Origin of the sequence: Streptomyces sp. SID12501 (assembly GCF_010550245.1) — a bacterium.
In the GTDB taxonomy this organism is placed as follows: domain Bacteria; phylum Actinomycetota; class Actinomycetes; order Streptomycetales; family Streptomycetaceae; genus Streptomyces.
This window is the reverse complement of sequence record NZ_JAAGLU010000003.1, coordinates 224,099-243,314: the sequence shown is the minus strand read 5'-3', so window position 1 is coordinate 243,314 and position 19,216 is coordinate 224,099. Positions and strand designations below refer to the sequence as shown.

The 19,216-nt window shown below is 70.7% G+C and carries 17 protein-coding genes; 11 read left to right on the top strand and 6 right to left on the bottom strand.

Translation table 11 applies throughout. The annotated features are described in order from the left end of the window. Positions 1–5: 5 nt before the first annotated feature. The gene (locus tag G3I71_RS04555; protein ID WP_164312598.1) at positions 6–1,358 is read right to left on the bottom strand and encodes a HAMP domain-containing sensor histidine kinase; all 1,353 of its coding nucleotides are present in this window, start codon (positions 1,356–1,358) and stop codon (positions 6–8) included. Further along, a complete protein-coding gene (locus G3I71_RS04550; protein WP_164312597.1) occupies positions 1,355–2,074 on the bottom strand; it encodes a response regulator transcription factor in 720 nt (239 codons plus the stop codon). The genes G3I71_RS04555 and G3I71_RS04550 overlap by 4 nt, the downstream gene beginning before the upstream one ends. Positions 2,075–2,282: 208 nt before the next feature. Here G3I71_RS04550 and G3I71_RS04545 point away from each other — a divergent pair, with 208 nt between their 5' ends. The 4 genes from G3I71_RS04545 (at position 2,283) to G3I71_RS04530 (ending at position 7,346) form a co-directional block, all read left to right on the top strand. Continuing rightward, positions 2,283–3,563 carry an aspartate kinase gene (locus G3I71_RS04545; protein ID WP_164312596.1) on the top strand — a complete coding sequence of 427 codons (1,281 nt, stop codon included), beginning with the start codon at positions 2,283–2,285 and terminating at the stop codon, positions 3,561–3,563. Positions 3,564–3,841: 278 nt separating this feature from the next. After that, on the top strand, positions 3,842–4,918 hold the full coding sequence (locus tag G3I71_RS04540; RefSeq protein WP_343242846.1) for an aspartate-semialdehyde dehydrogenase: 1,077 nt from the start codon (positions 3,842–3,844) through the stop codon (positions 4,916–4,918). 398 nt (positions 4,919–5,316) lie between these two features. Continuing rightward, positions 5,317–5,982: a SigE family RNA polymerase sigma factor gene (locus G3I71_RS04535; RefSeq protein ID WP_164312594.1), complete on the top strand. Its 666-nt coding sequence runs from the start codon at positions 5,317–5,319 to the stop codon at positions 5,980–5,982. Positions 5,983–6,290: 308 nt separating this feature from the next. After that, on the top strand, positions 6,291–7,346 hold the full coding sequence (locus G3I71_RS04530) for a hypothetical protein (protein WP_164312593.1): 1,056 nt from the start codon (positions 6,291–6,293) through the stop codon (positions 7,344–7,346). A gap of 45 nt (positions 7,347–7,391) precedes the next feature. Here G3I71_RS04530 and G3I71_RS04525 read toward each other — a convergent pair whose 3' ends face one another. Beyond that, complete coding sequence (locus G3I71_RS04525; protein ID WP_164312592.1) at positions 7,392–8,198, bottom strand: SURF1 family protein; 807 nt, start codon at positions 8,196–8,198, stop codon at positions 7,392–7,394. 57 nt (positions 8,199–8,255) lie between these two features. After that, on the bottom strand, positions 8,256–8,657 hold the full coding sequence (locus G3I71_RS04520) for a nuclear transport factor 2 family protein (RefSeq protein WP_164312591.1): 402 nt from the start codon (positions 8,655–8,657) through the stop codon (positions 8,256–8,258). Positions 8,658–8,786: 129 nt separating this feature from the next. On the opposite strand from G3I71_RS04520, the gene G3I71_RS04515 reads away from it, so the two are divergent. The 6 genes from G3I71_RS04515 (at position 8,787) to G3I71_RS04490 (ending at position 14,646) form a co-directional block, all read left to right on the top strand. Beyond that, the gene (locus G3I71_RS04515; protein ID WP_164312590.1) at positions 8,787–10,625 is read left to right on the top strand and encodes a prolyl oligopeptidase family serine peptidase; all 1,839 of its coding nucleotides are present in this window, start codon (positions 8,787–8,789) and stop codon (positions 10,623–10,625) included. Between the two features lie 300 nt (positions 10,626–10,925). Continuing rightward, entirely contained in the window at positions 10,926–11,567 is a 642-nt protein-coding gene (locus G3I71_RS04510; protein ID WP_164312589.1) for an HAD family hydrolase, read from the top strand. Between the two features lie 98 nt (positions 11,568–11,665). Further along, positions 11,666–12,910, top strand: coding sequence for a helix-turn-helix domain-containing protein (locus G3I71_RS04505; protein WP_164312588.1), 1,245 nt, complete (start codon positions 11,666–11,668; stop codon positions 12,908–12,910). A 618-nt stretch (positions 12,911–13,528) separates the two neighbouring features. Next, a complete protein-coding gene (locus tag G3I71_RS04500) occupies positions 13,529–13,753 on the top strand; it encodes a hypothetical protein (RefSeq protein WP_164312709.1) in 225 nt (74 codons plus the stop codon). Then, the gene (locus tag G3I71_RS04495; protein ID WP_164312587.1) at positions 13,750–14,118 is read left to right on the top strand and encodes a DUF6415 family natural product biosynthesis protein; all 369 of its coding nucleotides are present in this window, start codon (positions 13,750–13,752) and stop codon (positions 14,116–14,118) included. Before G3I71_RS04500 ends, G3I71_RS04495 begins: the two co-directional genes overlap by 4 nt. Before the next feature lie 123 nt (positions 14,119–14,241). Next, on the top strand, positions 14,242–14,646 hold the full coding sequence (locus G3I71_RS04490; RefSeq protein ID WP_164312586.1) for a hypothetical protein: 405 nt from the start codon (positions 14,242–14,244) through the stop codon (positions 14,644–14,646). Between the two features lie 451 nt (positions 14,647–15,097). Here the strand turns inward: G3I71_RS04490 and G3I71_RS04485 are convergent, their stop codons facing one another. Further along, entirely contained in the window at positions 15,098–17,071 is a 1,974-nt protein-coding gene (locus G3I71_RS04485; protein WP_164312708.1) for a TrkA family potassium uptake protein, read from the bottom strand. 137 nt (positions 17,072–17,208) lie between these two features. Then, on the bottom strand, positions 17,209–18,384 hold the full coding sequence (locus G3I71_RS04480) for a cobalt-precorrin-5B (C(1))-methyltransferase (RefSeq protein WP_164312585.1): 1,176 nt from the start codon (positions 18,382–18,384) through the stop codon (positions 17,209–17,211). A gap of 35 nt (positions 18,385–18,419) precedes the next feature. On the opposite strand from G3I71_RS04480, the gene G3I71_RS04475 reads away from it, so the two are divergent. Continuing rightward, positions 18,420–19,196, top strand: a complete 777-nt coding sequence (locus G3I71_RS04475; protein WP_164312584.1) for a cobalt-precorrin-6A reductase — start codon at positions 18,420–18,422, stop codon at positions 19,194–19,196. Positions 19,197–19,216: the final 20 nt, after the last annotated feature.

Below are 19,216 nucleotides of genomic sequence, written 5' to 3'. Positions count from 1 at the left end.
ACAGGTCAGCCGGTGCTCTTCCGAGTTGCCGAGCGCAGGCTGATCACCACGCACAACCCGCCCCCGGGCGCGTCCGCCAGGGCAACCGTGCCGCCGTCGTCCGTCACCAGTTGTCTGACGACGGCGAGGCCGAGGCCCGAGCCGGAGCGCCCGGTGAGGCCCTGGCCGCGCCAGAAGCGGTCGAAGGCACGGGACTTCTCGGCGTCCGACATACCGGGACCCCCGTCCGCCACCGTCAACTCCATCTCGTCGCCCCGGGGTTGTGCCCGTACGGTGATCGTCCCGCCGTCCGGTGAGACCTCCAGGGCGTTCGACAGCACGTTGTCCAGTACCTGGTCCAGGTGACCGGGGCTGGCCAGCACAAGCAGCCGGTCGTCGACACTCCCCCTGAGCGCGATGGTGACTCCGCGCTCGTCGGCGGCCGGCCTCCACACCGACAGGCGTTCGGCCACGATGTCCCTGAGGGACAGCGGCTCCGCCGCAGTGACCTTCGCCTCGGCCCGGGCCAGCACCAGCAGCCCGTTGACCAGACGGCTCATCCGGACCACCTCGGCGGTCGCCTGCTCCACGTCCTCCCGTACGAACTCGTCGTCGGTGCCGTCCGCGATGTTGTCCAGCGACAGGCGCAACGCCGTGAGGGGGGTACGGAGTTGGTGCGAGGCGTCCGCCACGAAGATCCGCTGCGAGGCGACCAGCGTGTCCAGGCGTTCCGCACCCTGATTGAGGGTGCGGGCCAGCGTCTGGGTCTCCGGCGGGCCCGTCACCGGTGAGCGTGCGGTCAGGTCACCGTCGCTGAACTTGCTTGCCATGCTGTTGAGTTCACGCAGGGGAGCGGTGATGCGGCGGGCGGCGTACGCGCCGATCGCGGCGGCGGCGGCCAGCACCAGTACGGCGAGCCCCGCCCGGAAACCCCAGATGCTCCACAGCCGCTTGGTCATGTCCGACGTCGAGTACACGATCCGGACGGCCGACTCCCCCTGCGCGGGGACGGTGACCGTCAGATGCTTGCCCCAGATGAAGTCGGAACCCCAGTCGGTAGTGCCTTCGTTGTCCCGTACGGCCCGGTCCAGGGCGGCGTCCGCCTCGGGCCTCGGCAGTTTCGCGGCGCAGCTGTCGGTGGCCACCTGAACCCTGCCGAGCGTCTCGCGGTCGTACGCCTTGGCCACCTTCTCCAGGGCCTCGCACGAGATCCTGTCGCCGTTGCCGAGGAGTAGCGCCATGGTCTGGGCCTCGCGCTGGACGGACACCTTCGTGTCGTCGCGCAGCTGCTTGGTGAGCGTGAAGGCGACCGGCACCGTGAACAGGAAGATGGCCACCGCGACGAGCAGGATGTAACTCCGGATGAGCTGACGGTTCACGAGGGCTCAGCGTCCTTGACGATCTCGTTCGTTTCGTCCTTCTCGTTCTTGACGATCTCCAGGCGGAAGCCGACGCCCCGTACTGCCTCGATCGCGATCGCGCCCGTCAACTTCCGCCGCAGCGCCGCCACATGGACGTCGAGGGTCTTCGTCGGCCCGAACCAGTTCGCGTCCCAGACCGCCTCCATGATCTGCTCGCGCGACATCAGCGCGCCCGGCTCCTCGGTGAGGAAGGCCAGCAGGTCGTACTCCTTGGGGGCGAGGGCGACCTCGTCGCCGTCCAGGCGGACGCGGGCGGCCTTGCGGTCGATCGTCAGGCGGGTGCCGTACCGGTCGGGGCCGGCATCGGCGGCCCGGTCGCGCGGCTGGACGCGCCTCATCACCGCTCTTATGCGCGCGATGACCTCTCGTACGCCGAAGGGCTTGGAGACGTAGTCGTCCGCGCCGAGTTCCAGTCCGACCACCCGGTCCGTCTCGTCGCTGCGCGCGCTGATGACGATGATCGGGACGTCACCGCGTGCGCGCAGCGCCTTGCAGACGTCCAGGCCGTCGGTGTCGGGCAGGCCGAGGTCGAGCAGGACGACGTCGTACGGGTCGGTGTGGCTGAGCGCCGCGCCGCCCGTGGACACCCACGCGACCTCGAAGCCGTAGCGCAGCAGGCCGCGACGGAGTGACTGGGCCACCGGTTCATCGTCTTCCACCAGGAGTACGCGCACAGCCGAACCTTAGCCCGCAGTCCTTGAAACTTAATTCACAGTCGTGACGCGTATGACGCGTATTCGATGGCGAGGTGGGCATGTGCCGTCCGGAGTGGCCGAAGATCGTTGCGATGAGCGGGACATCTCACCATGCGATACCCCGAAGGGGGAATTCGGCCGCTCGTTAGACTGAGCCGACCGCAGACGGACTGAGCGAGGAGCGCACGTGGGCCTTGTCGTGCAGAAGTACGGAGGCTCATCCGTAGCCGATGCCGAGGGCATCAAGCGTGTCGCCAAGCGAATCGTGGAAGCGAAGAAGAACGGCCATCAAGTGGTCGTCGTCGTTTCCGCGATGGGCGACACGACGGACGAGCTGATCGATCTCGCCGAACAGGTGTCTCCGATGCCTGCCGGGCGTGAGTTCGACATGCTGCTGACCGCCGGAGAGCGGATCTCCATGGCGCTGCTGGCCATGGCGATCAAGAACCTGGGTCACGAGGCCCAGTCGTTCACCGGCAGCCAGGCAGGTGTCATCACCGACTCGGTCCACAACAAAGCGCGGATCATCGACGTCACGCCGGGGCGCATCCGGACCGCGCTGGACGAGGGCAACATCGCCATCGTCGCCGGGTTCCAGGGCGTCAGCCAGGACAAGAAGGACATCACCACGCTGGGGCGGGGTGGCAGCGACACGACGGCCGTCGCGCTGGCCGCCGCCCTCCACGCCGAGGTGTGCGAGATCTACACGGATGTCGACGGTGTGTTCACCGCCGACCCGCGCGTGGTGAAGAAGGCCCGGAAGATCGACTGGATCTCCTCCGAGGACATGTTGGAGCTGGCCGCGTCCGGCTCCAAGGTGCTGCTCCACCGGTGTGTGGAGTACGCCCGTCGTTACGACATCCCGATCCACGTTCGCTCGTCCTTCTCCGGACTGCCGGGCACCTGGGTCAGCAACGAGAATCCCAAGTCGCAAGGGGACCAGCAGGTGGAGCACGCCATCATCTCCGGAGTCGCCCACGACGTCTCCGAGGCCAAGATCACGGTCGTCGGCGTCCCGGACAAGCCGGGCGAGGCCGCGGTGATCTTCCGCGCGATCGCGGACGCGGAGATCAACATCGACATGATCGTGCAGAACGTGTCGGCCGCGTCGACCGGTCTCACGGACATCTCCTTCACCCTCCCCAAGTCCGAGGGCCGCAAGGCCATCGACGCCCTGGAGAAGGCGAAGGGCGGGATCGGCTTCGACTCGCTGCGCTACGACGACCAGATCGGCAAGATCTCGCTGGTCGGCGCGGGTATGAAGACCAACCCGGGCGTCACCGCGTCCTTCTTCCAGGCGCTGGCCGACGCGGGCGTGAACATCGAGCTCATCTCGACCTCCGAGATCCGCATCTCGGTGGTCACCCGTGAGGACGACGTCCCGGGGGCCGTCCGCGCCGTGCACTCGGCCTTCGGCCTCGACTCCGACAGCGACGAAGCCGTCGTCTACGGAGGCACCGGCCGCTGATGGCTCCGCCCCGATCGACCGCGACCGGGTCGACTACCGCGCCCCGGTCGGCCGCCGTGGGCGGATCGGTCGGTCCTCGGCCGGTCGTGTCCGGATCAGCCGCGTCCCGGTCGGCCGGGTCCGGGTCGACTACCGCGCCCCGGTCGGCCGCCGTGGGCGGATCGGTCGGTCCTCGGGCGGTCGTGTCCGGATCGGCCGTGCCCCGGTCGACCGGGTCCGGATCGGTTGCTGTGCCCCGGTGGGCCGCCGCGAGCGGGTCCGGCGGTCCTCGGGTGGCCGTGTCGCGATCAGCCGCGTCCCGGTCCGCCGCGCGGCCCACGCTCGCGGTCGTGGGAGCGACCGGTGCCGTCGGCGCCGTCATGCTCCGGATCCTGTCCCAGCGCGCGGACGTCTGGGGCGAGATCCGTCTCGTCGCCTCCCCCCGCTCGGCCGGCCGCAAGCTGGCCGTGCGCGGCGAGGAGGTCGAGGTGGTGGCGCTGTCGGAGGAGGCCTTCGACGGCGTCGACGTCGCCATGTTCATCGTGCCCGACGACATCGCCGAGCGGTGGGCGCCGGTCGCCGCCGCCAAGGGCGTCGTCGTGATCGACGACTCGGGCGCCTTCCGGATGGACCCGGACGTGCCCCTCGTCGTCCCCGAGGTCAATCCGCACGCCGTACGGCAGCGTCCGCGCGGGATCATCGCCAACCCGCACTGCACGACCCTGTCGATGATCGTCGGCGTGGGCGCGCTGCACGCCGAGTACGGCCTGCGCGAGCTGGTGGTCTCCACGTACCAGGCGGTGAGCGGGGCGGGCCGGGCCGGCGTGGACACCCTGCGCCGGCAGCTGTCCCTGGTCGCCGGTACGGAACTGGGGACCAGCCCCGGAGACGTACGGCGGGCCGTGGGCGACGGGACGGGGCCGTTCCCGGAGCCGGTCGCGCTGAACGTCGTACCGTGGGCCGGTTCGGTCCGGGCGGACGGCTGGTCGTCGGACGAGATGCAGCTGCGGGACGAGACCCGCAAGATCCTCGGGCTGGCAAAGCTTCCCGTGGCCGTGACCTGCGTACGCGTGCCCGTCGTCACCGCGCACGCGCTGACCGTCCACGCCCGTTTCCAGGGCGAGGTCACCGTCGCCGGGGCCCGGGAGATCATCGCCACCGCGCCCGGGGTCGTGCTGTTCGACAACCCGGAGGCCGGGGAGTTCCCGACCCCGGTGGACGTGGTCGGGACGGACCCGACGTGGGTCGGCAGGATCAGGCGGTCGCTGGACGACCCGACCGCGCTGGAGCTGTTCGTGTGCGGGGACAACCTGCGCAAGGGCGCCGCGCTCAACACCGCACAGATCGCCGAGCTGGTGGCGGCCGAGCGGGCCTGACGGCACCCTCACGTTCCCCTGACGCCGACCTGACTATTCCCTGACATGCCCCGACCTGCCCTGACCTGCGGGTAACCCTCTGTTCTGATTCGTTGCGGTCTGTTGATCTTGTCGGAAATCACTCTGGTTACGGCAGAAAACGTTTGTAGGATCCAGATGAGATTGGCGAGAACGACGAGAAAAGAAGATTTGCTCCCCGCCGCCCGCAACCGCGCGGACGGCGGGGAGCGTCTTTGCGGTCGCCCTTCCGGGGCGTGGGACGTCGTGACCATGCGGGGGACGCGCGGTGACCATGGATTTAGGGGAAGAGCGGGACGCATGAGGGTGGCTGTGTCGGATGACGCAAAAGTGATGCCGGATGCGTACAACCCTGACGGGGGTACGCGTGTCCAACATGCGTGGCAGAGGTACTGGATTTCAGAGCGGCGACGCGCGGCACAGCCCTGCGTCCGCCCCGCCGACCCCGCGTGCCGGGTGCGCACGGCGGCATGCCGGTGATCGCGCCGATGCCCGCAGCGCGGCCGGCCCGCATACCCAACCAGCGCGACGGCGCCGACGAGAGCGCGGCGGCGGGGACGACGGTCGATCACCTGACCGAGACGTACCGCGCGCACTACCGCTCACTCCTCGGACTGGCCGCGCTCCTTCTCGACGACACCGCGTCCTGCGAGGACGTCGTCCAGGAGGCGTTCATACGGGTGCACTCGGCGCGCAAGCGCGTCCGTGACCCGGAGAAGACGCTCGCCTATCTGCGCCAGACGGTGGTGAACCTCTCCCGCTCCGCGCTGCGCCGCCGCATCCTCGGCCTGAAGCTCCTCTCCAAGCCGATGCCCGACATGGCGAGCGCGGAGGAGGGGGCGTACGACCTGCTGGAGCGCGACTCCCTCATCAGGGCGATGAAGGGACTGCAGCGCCGCCAGCGCGAGGTCCTCGTCCTGCGCTACTTCTCGGACATGACGGAGGCGCAGGTCGCCGAGACGCTGGGCATATCGCTCGGCTCGGTGAAGGCGTACGGCTCGCGGGGGATCGCCGCGCTGCGCATCGCCATGGAGGAACCGGTATGAGCGGCGATCAGGACCGGGAGCAGGGCCAGGACCGGGAGCAGGGCCAGGACCGGGAGCGGGACCAGCCCCAGGGACCGGACGAGCAGGGAGCCGAGGGGGCGGGACACGAGGAGTCGGACTCGGTCACTGCCGGGCGCGAAGGGCACGGGGATGCCGCCTCGGGGAGCGGCGGTTTCCGGACCGAGGAGTTCCGGGCCGGTAGAGTTCCGGTGAACGGGGCACGATCCAATGGGAGTTGGCGAGCCGGAGTCCACGGACCAGGCCGCCATGAGCAAGAGCACAAGCAATCGCACGCAGGGAACGGAATTGTGAATCACGGCCCCGACGACCAGAGCCTGGACGGGCTCGGCTCGGAAGAGCTGGCACTGCGCACGATGCTGCACCAGGCGGTGGGCGGAATCCAGCCGACCGACGCGGTGCTGGACCATCTCCGGCGCGCGGTACCCGCCCGACGGGCCCGCAAGCGGCACGCCGCCATAGGTATGGCCGCCGCCGCGCTCTTCATCGGCACGGCCATCCCGGCCCTGCTGCACGTCTCGAACGTCACCGGTGCCGCGTCCGACCCCTCCCTCATCGCGGGCCACGGCGCGCAGACCGAGGGGGGCAAGGACACCGGCAAGGGCCCGGACGGTGGCGAGAGCACCTCCGGGGGCGGCTCCGGCACGGTCAAGGACAAGCCGACGAGCAGCGCCTCCGGCGGCGCGACCAACCCGGACAAGGGCGGCGGCAGCGGCAGCACGACCGGCGGCGCCGATCCGACGACCAGCTCCGCGACGACGCCCACCTGCGACGCGACCCAGCTGGGATCGGCCACCGGTTCGGTCGGCAGCCCCGACGGCAGTGGCGCGGTCTACGGCACGTTCCGGGTCGTCAACGTCTCCGCCGCCGCCTGTACGGTCGGCGGCAACGGCACCGTGTCGCCGCTCGCGCAGGGCGCGGCGGACCAGTCGAAGCTGGGTGTCACCGACCATACGGCGGGGGACGCGGCCGGTAGCCTGCCCGACCCGTCCGCCTCGGTCAGCGGACTGGTGCTGGCGCCGGGTGCGGCTTACACCGTGCAGTTCGCCTGGGTGCCCTCGGAGACGTGCCCCACGACCGGCGGTACCACCGACGGCGGCAGCACGAGCGATCCCTCGGCGTCGCCGACGCCCACACCGAGCGAGAGCACCGACTCGGCCACGACCGGCACCAGCAGCGGCGACACCGGCACCTCGGCCCAGCTGTTCACGGAGGACGGCACCGCCGACGGCAGTGTGGCGGTGTCCTACACGGCGGAGGGCGGCTCGCCCACGGTGACGGCGACGGTGTCGAACGCGTGCGCGGGCACGGTGTACAGGACCGGTGTCATGGCGGAGAGCACGTAGTACCGGCGCGCCACCGGCGCCACTCAGCCGGAGCTCGGACGGAGGTCAGGCGGTGGCGCCTTCCCGCGCGGGTTCCGCCGCCGGCGTTTCGTCGGGCGGTGCGAGCCCCAGCTCCGCGTCCCGCGCGAACTCCGCCTCGCGGCGCACCAGCCGGAACCACATGAAGACGACGAAGCCGGCGAAGACGAACCACTCGCCGGTGTAGCCGAGGTTCTGGAACGCCTTCAGGTCGAGCCCGGTGTTCGCGGGCGCGGTCGCCGGTACGGCCTTCATCCCCGAGTCGCCCTTGTCGAGGGTGACCCAGGCGTCGTACACGTCGTACGGCACGAGGTTCACCAGTGAGGCCGCGCTGATCGCGCCGGTCTGCCCGGCCGGTAGCCCGCCTGCCGCGCTCACACCGTTGGACCCCGGCGTCTCGGACGCCTGGAGCGCACCGGTGACGGTGACCTCGCCGGTGGGCGGGGCGGGGGCCTTCGCGGGGTCGGCGGTACCGGGCAGCCAGCCGCGTACGACGGGCAGCGCCTTGCCCCCGTCCGTCCGCAGCAGCGTCAGTACGAAGTAGCCGTTCCGGTCGTCGAGCTGCCGGTCCGGGACGAGCAGTTGCCTGCCGTACCGCCCGGTGACGGTGACGCGTTCCCCGGAGGTCTTCTTGTCGACGGGCAGCAGCTCGGCGAGCGGCCGGGCGGCCTCGCCCTTCTCGGCGGAGACCTCCTCGGTGGCGGTCCTGTGGTCCTGCACCCGGTCCTCGAACCGGCTCAGCTGCCACGACCCCATGAACACGCAGAAGGGGATGGCGAGCAGCACGAAGACGTTGATCCCCCACCAACGGGGCGTCAGCAGAAACCGGTACACGCCTTCAAAGGTACGGTGCGGCCGTCCATGCCCGGTTCGCGGGGTCGGCCGGCCCTGTCAGTACCGCTCCGTCAGCTCCTTCAGGTGGTCCCGGCTCGCCGGGGGCTCGTAGGGCTCGGGCCAGAAGTCGGTGATGGTGGCTATGTTCCCGTTCTCGTCCCCGGTGAAGAAGGAGAGGGCGTGCATCTCCTCCGGGCCCACGGTGAAGCGGAGCCAGGTGACGACCTGCCCCGGCTCGGCGACCACGCGCTCTGTTCGCAGGTGCCAGTCGCTCGGGTACTCCCGGTTGAACCGGACGAAGCGCTCCTTGCCGCTGACCCGCTCCCGGGTCTGGGGCAGCGTGTAGACGACGTCGTCGGCGAGGGTGTCGGCGAACGCGTCCCAGTCTCTGGCCTCGGCGGTGGCCCAGAACCGCTCGACGGTCTCGCGCAGTTCGGTCGTACGGGTGGTGTCGGTCATGGGGCAGAGTCTGTACCCGGCCACTGACAATCGGCTTTGACCTGTGGATATGTCTGATCCTCCGCGAAGTTTTCCACAGGCTGGGGACCTCGGCGGCGGATTGTCGTGATGGGCGGGCAGTATGGGGTCATGACTGACAGCAACGGGTCCACACCGAACACGAATACGCCCGACACGGCCACGCGGGACACGGTCACGCCGGACTGGGAGAAGCGGTTCAGGGCGCCGCGGGTGTCGCTGCCGGACTGGGCGGAGGACGCGCCGGAGCGGTCCCTGTTCGTGTCCAACGCGACGGGGACGTACGAGCTGTACGCCTGGGACCGCGCCACGGGCGAACAGCGCCAGGTGACGAACCGGCCGAACGGCACGACGGATGGCGTGCTGTCGCTCGACGGCGAGTGGATCTGGTGGTTCGACGACAAGGACGGCGACGAGTTCGGCGTGTGGCGCCGGCAGCCGTTCACGGGCGGCGAGGACGAGTTCGCGACTCCCGGTCTGGAGGCCTCGTACCCGGCGGGGCTGGCGCTGGGCCGGGACGGTCGTACGGCGGTCGTGGGACGCTCGACGGACGAGGAGGGTACGACGATCCACCTCGCGGTGGCGGGCGAGCCCCCGGTGGTGATCTACCGGCACCGCGAGTCGGCGGGCGTCGGCGACCTCTCGCACGACGGTTCGCTGATCGCGATCGAGCACACGGAGCACGGCGACGCGATGCACTCGGCGCTGCGCGTCCTGCGCCCGGACGGTACGACGGTCGCCGAACTCGACGACACCAAGGGCGGCGCGCAGGAACTCGGCCTGGAGGTGCTGGGCTTCGCGCCCGTCGAGGGGGACACACGGCTGCTCGTCGGACATCAGCGCCGGGGCCGCTGGGAGCCGCTGGTGTGGGACGTGGTGAGCGGTGAGGAGACCGACCTCGGCCTCGACCTGCCGGGTGATGTCAGCGCGGAATGGTATCCGGACGGCTCCGGACTCCTGATCGCCCACGGCTTCGAGGCGCGCAGCGAGCTGTTCCGCTACGACCTGGGCTCGCGCGAGCTGGTGAAGGTGCCCACGCCCCCCGGTTCGGTCTCCGGGGCGACGGCCCGGCCCGACGGCAGCGTGGAGTACCTGTGGTCGTCGTCGGCGCAGCCGTCGTCGGTGCGCTCGACGACGGGAGCGGTGGTCCTGGACCCGCCCGGGCTGAAGTCGCCGGGCTCGGTGCCGGTGGAGGACGTGTGGGTGGAGGGGCCAGGGGGCCGTATCCACGCCCTGGTGCAGAAGCCGGCGGGGGCGGAGGGCCCGTTCCCGACGGTCTTCGACATCCACGGCGGGCCCACCTGGCACGACAGCGACTCGTTCGCGGCGGGGCCGGCGGCCTGGGTCGACCACGGGTACGCGGTGGTGCGGGTCAACTACCGGGGATCCACCGGGTACGGGCGTGAGTGGACGGACGCCCTCAAGCACCGGGTCGGTCTGATCGAGCTGGAGGACATCGCGGCGGTCCGGGAATGGGCGGTGAGCTCGGGCCTCGCGGACCCCGACCGGCTGATCCTGACCGGCGGTTCCTGGGGCGGCTACCTGACGCTTCTCGGCCTCGGCGTGCAGCCCGACGCGTGGGCGCTGGGCCTCGCGGCGGTGCCGGTCGCGGACTACGTCACGGCGTACCACGACGAGATGGAAGCGCTGAAGGCGATGGACCGCACACTGCTGGGCGGTACGCCGGAGGAGGTTCCGGAACGGTTCGAGGCGTCGTCGCCCCTGACGTACGTCGACGCGGTGCGGGCGCCGGTGTACATCTCGGCCGGGGTGAACGACCCGCGCTGTCCGATCCGCCAGATCGACAACTACGTGAAGCGCCTGGAGGCGAGGGGCGCGGTACACGAGGTGTACCGCTATGACGCGGGCCATGGATCACTGGTGGTGGACGAACGGATCAAGCAGGTCCGGCTGGAACTGGAGTTCGTGGAGCGGCATTTGGGGGCGTGAGTGAGGGGGAGGGGGCTGACGAACGACCGGGTTGCCCCGGTCACCCTCCCCCTCGTCGTTGGCCGGGGCGCCGCACACGTACACGTCGAGGCCCGCTCCGGCTCGGATGGGGCGGGCCCCGGTTCGGTGCGTCAGGACTCGAAGCGGCTCACACGCGCACCGGTGACGAAGGATTCGAACGTGGCGGACGGCATCAGCGGGGGATTTGACCCACGCGACTCGGAGGTTTCGGGCGGCCAGTGTGCGGGTGTCAGTCACGGCTGATCTCTCCTCTGCGGTCATGTGTTTTAGGCTCGCAGGGTGACTGAGACCGTTGTGTTGGACGTCGGAGAGACGATCACCCGGGACGACCGCTACTGGGCTTCCTGGGCTGATTGGCTGGCCGTCCCCCGCCACACCCTCTCCGCGCTCGTCGGTGCTGTCGTGACCCAGGGCCGCGACAACGCCGACGCCCTTCGTCTTGTACGGCCGGACATCGACATCGACGCCGAGTATCGGGCCCGCGAAGCTGCCGGCCGTGGTGAGCAGCTCGATGAGAGCGATCTCTACGGTGACGTACGGTCTGCTCTGTCCGAGCTGCGAAGGCTGGGTGTGCGCGTCATCATCGCAGGCAACCAGACGGCTCGTGCAGGTGAGTTGCTGCGCGGCCTGGATCTCCCGGCGGACCTGATCGTGACGTCGGGGGAGTGGGGTGTCGCGAAGCCGCAGTCGGCATTCTTCGAGCGTGTTCTGGACGTGGCCCAGGCGGCACCGAGCGAGACCGTGTACGTGGGCGACCATCCCGCCAACGACGTCTTCCCGGCGAAGGCCGCCGGGCTGCGTGTCGCTCATATTCGTCGCGGCCCGTGGGGACATCTGTGGGCGAACGACCCGGATGTTGTCGCGACGGCGGACTGGCGGATCGACAATCTCACTCAGCTCACGGAGATCGTCGGCGGCTGACAGCGAACGGCCCCACCAGCCAGCGGGGCCACTGAGCGCGATCCCGGAACATGGCTCCGGGGTACCGTTCTGTTGTCGACGCAGAACGGAGTCACATCATGCCGGAAGGTAGTGACAACCACATCGGGGCGCGCGTACGGATCGCACGCAATGCGGCTGGTCTGACTCAACAGGAACTGGCTGATTTCCTCAACCGCACCGAGTCCTGGATGGCCAACGTCGAGAACGGCAGGATGCCCCTCGACCGATACTCCCTGATCACCGCTGTCGCCGACCGCTGCGACGTCGACGTGGTGTGGCTGCTGGGCCAGCCCTACCGCCTTCGGCGCGATGGCGGAAACCTCGCCCACGCCCACGTACCGGCCCTGCGAACGGGGCTGCGCCGTGCGGGGTTGATCCTGTCCGGTCATCCGGGGCTCGCACCTCAGGGTGTGGCGGTCGATGCCCGCACGATGAGGGCGAAGTCCCAGCAGGCCAACCGGGCGCGGCAGTCCGCGAATCTGCCGAAGGTGGCCACGCTGCTGCCCGCGATGGTCGAGGACCTGAACACGGCGATCCTCGTCAGTGAGGGCACTGCTCGCGATGAGGCGCTGCGGTACATGGTCGACGCGGCTCGTACTGCGCGCATGTGCCTCAACCAGCTCGGTTACGCGGATCTGGCGTGGTCGGCCGCCGAAGTCGCCGCCGGCGCGGCGACGCAGTTGGGCGACCCTCTGGTGAAGGCGCAGGTTGCCTGGGACCGTTGCGGTGCCCTGCTGCACCAAGCCTCTCTCCTGGAGACGGTGGCCGTCGCGGAAGCCGCGCTCCGGGACGTTGAGCCGCTGGCCACAGCACGTGATGGGAGCCCGGAAGCGCTGTCGTTGCGCGGTGCGCTGCATCTGCGGTGCGCGGTGGCCCATGCCCGGGGCTCTCAGGGACAGGACGCGTGGGCCCGAATCGACGCCGCTCTCGAGGACGCCGACCGTCTCGGACCGGAGTTCTACGATCTGGACGCACAGACGGTGTTCGGGCGCGGCACTGTGGCCGTCCACGCCGCCGAGGTCGGCGTGGAGATCGGCGAGCCGGACACGGGACTGTCGAGGGTCGAGAACGTGTCGGTCGACGATGTCCCGAGCAAGGAACGGCAGACCCACTACAAGATTGACAAGGCGCGCGCTCTGCGGCGCATGAACCGGCTGCCGTCCGCCGTAGTGACGCTAAAGGAGGCCGCCTCATCGGCTCCGTACTACGTGCACGCGGACCCGATGGCGCGGGCCCTGGTGGAAGACCTGGCCCGGGTCGGAGTGCCTTCACAGGCGGGGGCGTTGTCTTCCTTGATCCGCAGCATGGAACTTGTCCACTGACGGTCGGGAACCAGTTCCCCGGTGAGCGCCCCCTAGAAAACCTAGGGGGCGTACCTCTTTTCACGGTGCATCGTGGATAGCTCACCGACAGTGAGCTTGCGATCACCTTGAGGGATCTCATGTGCAGGCGGCGTGTCCGACAACCCGCGGGCATGCCCGGCTCCCGGTGCTCACCCCGTGCCCGACCATCTCGAACTCCTTCTGCATCCACGACGGAGGGGACTTGAGTACGGGGGCGTGTTCAGACCTGACGTCAGACCCCGGCGGTGCGGGAACACCCCGGGGCGCGGCCGACTATGAAGGAGTCGACGTGCATCTTGTACCACGATTGCTCGAGCGGGTGAGAACACTCCTGCTCGGGCCGCCTGCATCCAGCAGCCCCATTCCTGATGCAGACCGGGAAGACGGCTCAGGCGTGATCGTGCGCGATCCGTCGCCGGAGATGTGGGGAGCCATCCTCATCCACGCCCGACGTCGCAGGGCTCAGCGCCAAGGGCTGGTGTCGGCGCCTGCTCGGTTCATCGAGCCGGGCGCAGCCACTCCGGTGCGCGCCTACGCCTTTCCACCGAACGGGCAGGCGCGAGCGCTGGCCCTGTCGGCGCAGGAGGCTGGGTGAGCATGACCGCGTACAAGCCGAACCTCGGCGACACCGTCGAGGACGCCGACGCCGGGAGGATCGGCAAGGTCATGGGCTTCGAGGGGCCGTACGTACAGGTGCGGCCGGTCGGTGGCGGCCGGGAATGGGATGCGCGGCCGGACGACCTCCGGCCGGTCACCGATGCCCAGGCGCTGCGTTCGGCCGTCGCGGTGGCCAACGCCCGCTCAAGGGGAGAGCACCTGTGACCAGCGACGCCTCTCTTCCCATCGACATCGAGACAATGCACGCCAGCGCGCGCCGCCTGCTCGAGCCCGACGCCGTAGTGCCGTCCGCGCAGGAACTGGAGACGCTGACGCTCCTGCTGAAGGGGCACCTGGCGCTCATCATCCCCGAACTGGGGCGGGCTGCCTCAAGACGGCGCGGTGACGACAGCCTCGCCCGCGTGTGCGCCCGGATGGCGATCTCCGAGAGCCGCAGGAAACTGCGCATCGAGCCGCACCCCGCCTTGAGTTCACACCTCGCGTACGCGCGCCGACTGTCTCGTTCTCTGAACGTGCTGTGCGATCACTACGAGGAGCTGTGCGGTGCCCGTCCGGAGGTTGGCCGGTGAACACCTTCAGTCTGCCCGGCCGCCCTGGACAGTCGGATCCGGCAGAACGGCCCGAAGGCCGACGGCATGTCGTGTGCGCGGTCTTCCTAGACTGGCGCAGCCGCCACGAGAGGAATGAGCCGCATGCGTCCAGACCGGTTCCAGAACTTCGCCCTCGACGTTCTGAAGAACGCCCCTGGCACCGTGAGGGTGCAGACCCTCGCCGATGCCGGAGACACCAATTACCCCTATGGACTCGCCGTCACCACTGCGAACGGTGAGACCCGCTGGCAGATCATCGGCCAGCTCGCCGACGGCGAGCGTCACGACAACGCGGACGCGCCCGTCGAAGGCGCCCCGGCCGGCTGGCAGGCGGCGGAGCCCGGTGACGGCCCCGAGGCATGGCTGGCGGCGGCTGTCGGCCAGGCCGAATCCCCGGAGATCGCCCGGATCGAGCGCTGGTCCGTTCGGGAGGGGGAGCGGCCCGACCACCAGGGCCTGACGGTGTTCTTCCACAACGGAGCCAAGGCGTACGTACGCAAGCTCTAGACCCTCCCTGGTGACCGGAACGGCCGCGCGGGGAGTAGCACCGCACCAGCAGCCAGCACCACCCACATCATGTGAGGAGCGCGACATGGAATGCATGCACCACCGCCCCGGATACCGGTTCGACCCTGGTCAGTGCACGGCCTCCTGCCCTGTCTGTGGTTCGTACGGAAGCGCCAATCCTGGTGAGCCGTGCGCGCCGCACCAGGCGCCGGGCAGCCGTGAGATGTGCCCCGGCAGCGGCCAGCCCGCCGCATGACCTGCTGATGCGAAAGGCCCCTGCCGCCAGAGGACTCGTTGCCTCCAGTGGCAGGGGCCCAATGCCGACAGACGGCAGCTGATGACCTCGACCGCCTGAAGCCCGCGTTGGGACGCCACTCAGATCCGGCCTGTCCGCCTTGGCTGTGGGGGCGGGCCGGAGGGCGGCGGGGCGGCGGGGTGAGCGGGCGAGTAACTACACCCCCGCCCGCTCACCTCGCCGCCTCCCCAGCAGCTCCGCCAGCCCTCGCCGGGTGGCGGCCAGCACCACCCGGTCCTCCGACCGCAGCACATACGTCGCCGGCAGATCCCACACCAGCCCCGACGGCCGTCCGTCCGCCCCGACGGCCCCCACCCCCGTGTCCAGCGCCAGCACCCGCCACGCCCCCGCCCGAAACGCCTCCCCGACCGTCCGCCCCTCCAACTGCGCATGCCCGCCCACCCGCATCGCCGCGAACAGCAGCACCCGCCGCTCGACGGGGATCGTGCCCAGGATCTGCGTCTGGCGCCCCATCATCGCCCCGGCGAACGCGGGCGCCGCGAGGTGCGACACGCTCCGGCTGCGGGTGGTCGCACCGGGGTGCGCCGCCCTCAGGGTGCGGTACACGGCGGTGGCGAAGTCGTCGTCGTACAGGCGCAGGACGACGCGCAGGTCGGGCCGTACGGAACGCCCGTACAGCACCGCCTCCAGGTTCGTCGTGTCGGCGCTGGTGAGGGCGAGGAGCGCCTGCGCGCGGCTGATCTTCGCGGCCTCCAGGACGCCCTCCTGGGTCACGTCACCCAGCACCACGGGCACCCGCAGCCGCCGCGCCGTGGCGAGCCCGCGCGCGTCGGGATCCGCCTCGACGCACACCACCGGGATGTTGAGTTCGCGCAGGCGGGTCAGCACCCGGGTGCCGATCTTGCCGAGGCCGAGCAGCACCACATGCCCGCTCAGCCCACGCGGCGGCCTCCGTACCGCGGACCCGCTGCGGAACGTACCGAGCGCCTCCAGCACGGCGGCCAGCAGCACCGGCATGAGCAGCAACCCGACCAGCCCGGAGAGGAGTTGAAGGATCTGGCGGGCCGCGGAGTCCCCGCGCGCCGGATCGTTGATCGCGAAGAGGTCGAGCAGGGTCAGGTACGTCGCGCGGAGGGGAGCGTCGCCCGTCGCGAGCGTCAGCGCGACCGCGAGGGCGATCACGCACGCGAGCATCCCGGCCAGCGACCACCGCAGCCGCCGCGAGAAGAGCGAGGCGAACGGCGGCACCACGCCCCACCCCCGCCCGCCTGACATCGACGTCCCGGAGTACGCGTATGCCACCTGCTGGAGCACGACCGTCCCGCGCCCGGTCGCCGCCGCCACCGCCGCCTCGTCGGGGAGCAGTTGGGGCCCCTGGTCGCCGCTGCCCTCCGAGCCGTCCGCGCCGGCCGGGTCGCTGCTCGTGGCGGAGAGCAGGGCGAGGGTGTACAGGCCAGGGTCGGCGACCTCACCCGGCGCCGGTGGCAGCCGTTCCACCGCGCGCAGTAGCAGTCCGGCGGTCTGAACTACCTTGCTGGTACCGGTGATCGCGGTGGCGGCGAGAGCGGGGGCGGCCGTGTCGGCGTCGGACAGGACGGTGGTGGACGCGTCGGAGCGGTTGTCCGGATAGCCGCCGCTGCTGTCACCGTCGCCGTCACCGGTGTTGTCGGCCGCTGCCGCCAACGCCGAGGCCTGGTCGAGGAGTTCCCCGATGTGCTGGCCCAACCGCCGGTTGTAGAGCCGCAGTACGAGCTGCAGTCGTGGATTGAGGCGACGGGCGGTGAGGGCGGCGCGGATGTTGGTCTCGTCGTCGTCGTACACGAGCGCCAGGGCCGCGGCCCGCTCCGCACCGGCCTCGGCGAGGACGGCCTCGGTCAGCTCGACGGCCTCCAACACCCCTTCGTGCGGCCCGGGTTCACCGTTCCCACTCCCCGTCCCACTGCCAGTCCCGCCCCCGCCCCCACCCCCATTGCCGTTGCCCGCCGCCCGGTTGACGGCCGCGGACATCCGGTCGAGCAGCGCCGACGCGGTTCCGGCGGCCCGGACGACCACCGGCGGCCGTACGTTCCGCTCCGAGGGCGGGACGACGAGCGTGACCTGCTCGCCGTACACGTTGCGGAGTTCGTGGGCCAGCCGGTGCGCGAGCCCGTCGTCGCCGCACACGATCATGTGCGCGGCGGGATCACCGGTACGAGGACCGTTCGGCCCGCTCTGACTCGGAAGGTTCCCCAGGATCGCCACGAGGAAGAAGACTGCCTCACCGGGACGGGCGGTTGCAGTCCGGGGCCTGTCGGATGATCAGATCCTCAGGCCACGCCGCTGCGCCCCACCACCAGCCCCGCCCGGTCGATGCAGATCACGTCGACGGCGACGGGCGCCCCGCGCAGTACCGCGAGGGCCTCGTCGCGAGCGGCCACCGCCACCAGGTCGCCGAGCGGGATCCCGGCCGCCGCGCACAACTGGAGTGCCGCGAGGCCGGTGTTGGCGTCCGCGACCTCGGCGGCCAGCGTCTCGCTCGCGCCGCCCCGCCGGGCCAGTTCGGCGAGGAGGCCCTTGTCGACCTGGGAACGGGCGGAGTGCAGGTCCAGATGACCGGCCGCCAGCTTCGACAGTTTCGCGAACCCGCCGCAGATCGTGAGCCGGTCGACGGGATGACGTCGTACGTACTTCAGTACCGCCCCCGCGAAGTCGCCCATGTCGAGCAGGGCTTCCTCGGGGAGCCCGTACGCGGCCACGACCGTCTTCTCCGAGGTCGAACCGGTGCACCCGGCGACATGGGTGTGTCCGGCGGCCCGGGCCACGTCCACGCCCCGCCGGATCGAGTCGATCCACGCCGAGCAGGAGTAGGGGACGACGATCCCGGTGGTGCCTAGGACGGACAGCCCGCCGAGGATGCCGAGCCGCGGGTTCCAGGTGGAGCGGGCGATCTCCTCGCCGTGGTCGATGGAGACGGTGATCTCGACATCACCCCCGTTCCTGTCCCTGTCTCTGTCCCTGTGCCCGTCTCCGTTCCCGCCCCCGCGCCCGTGCAGGGCAGCCACCCGGGCGACGTGGTCGCGCATCAGCTGCCGGGGGACCGGGTTGACCGCCGGTTCGCCGACCGGCAGCGGCAGCCCGGGGCGGGTGACCGTGCCGACGCCAGGACCGGCGCGGAAGACGACGCCCGACCCGGCGGGCAGCAGACGTACGGTCGCCCGGACGAGCGCGCCGTGGGTGACGTCCGGGTCGTCGCCCGCGTCCTTCACGATGCCCGCCATGGCGTACGAGCCGGTCAGCTCCTCGGTGGCCAGCGCGAACGCCGGTGTCTGGCCCCTGGGCAGCGTGATCGTCACCGGGTCGGGGAAGTCCCCGGTCAGCAGGGCGGTGTACGCGGCTGTCGTGGCGGCGGTCGCACAGGCGCCGGTGGTCCAGCCGGGGCGCAGGCCGGTGTGCTTGAGTTGGGCGCCGCGCCCGCCTTTCGCCTCGGCCTCACCGCTGCTCATCGCCACTTGCCGCTCATGAAGGGAACCCGGTTCTCGTGCCGCACGTACTGATCCTGGGCGGAACCGCCGAGGCCCGCCGCCTCGCCGAGCTCGTCGCGGCCGGTACGGGGTTGCCCGCCTTCCGGGTGACGAACTCACTGGCGGGACGGGTCTCCACGCCCCGGCTGCCGCCCGGCGAGGTGCGCGTCGGCGGCTTCGGCGGGGCCGAGGGGCTCGCCGAGTGGCTGCGCGCACACCAGGTTGACGTGCTCATCGACGCCACCCACCCCTTCGCCGAGACGATCGGTTTCCACGCGGCACGGGCCGCCGCCGCAGCCCATGTTCCCCTGCTCGCGCTCCGGCGCCCCGGCTGGGTGCCGGTCGAGGGCGACGACTGGCACAGGGCCGGTTCCCTGGCGGAGGCCGCCGCGCTGCTGCCCGGGCTGGGCCGACGGGTGTTCCTCACCACCGGGCGCCTGGGCCTGGCCGCCTTCGCCGTCGCCGCGCTCGACGAGCTGTGGTTCCTCGTCCGTTCCGTGGAGGCGCCCGAGGCACCGCACCCGGCCCGTATGGAGGTGCTGCTCGACCGTGGCCCCTTCACCCTCGACGGCGAGGACGGCGAACGCGAGCTGCTGCGCCGCCACCGCATCGACGTCCTCGTCACGAAGGACAGCGGCGGCCCGGCCACCGCCCCGAAGCTGACGGCGGCGAGGGAGGCGGGGCTGCCGGTGATCGTCGTACGGCGCCCGCCGGTACCGGAGGGCGTGCGGGTGGCCGACAGCCCGGAGCAGGCCCTGCACTGGCTGGTGTCCCGACTTTCCCAGCGTCCCTGACCTCCTCACCTCCTCACCTC

Excerpts from the sequence above, each read along its gene's own strand:
- G3I71_RS04520 (WP_164312591.1), bottom strand. The coding sequence starts at position 8,657 with ATGACCGACACCACCCGTACGACCGAACTGCGCGAGACCGTCGAGCGG.
- G3I71_RS04515 (WP_164312590.1), top strand. The coding sequence starts at position 8,787 with ATGACTGACAGCAACGGGTCCACACCGAACACGAATACGCCCGACACG.
- G3I71_RS04505 (WP_164312588.1), top strand. The coding sequence starts at position 11,666 with ATGCCGGAAGGTAGTGACAACCACATCGGGGCGCGCGTACGGATCGCA.
- G3I71_RS04500 (WP_164312709.1), top strand. The coding sequence starts at position 13,529 with ATGACCGCGTACAAGCCGAACCTCGGCGACACCGTCGAGGACGCCGAC.
- G3I71_RS04490 (WP_164312586.1), top strand. The coding sequence starts at position 14,242 with ATGCGTCCAGACCGGTTCCAGAACTTCGCCCTCGACGTTCTGAAGAAC.
- G3I71_RS04485 (WP_164312708.1), bottom strand. The coding sequence starts at position 17,071 with ATGATCGTGTGCGGCGACGACGGGCTCGCGCACCGGCTGGCCCACGAA.
- G3I71_RS04480 (WP_164312585.1), bottom strand. The coding sequence starts at position 18,384 with ATGAGCAGCGGTGAGGCCGAGGCGAAAGGCGGGCGCGGCGCCCAACTC.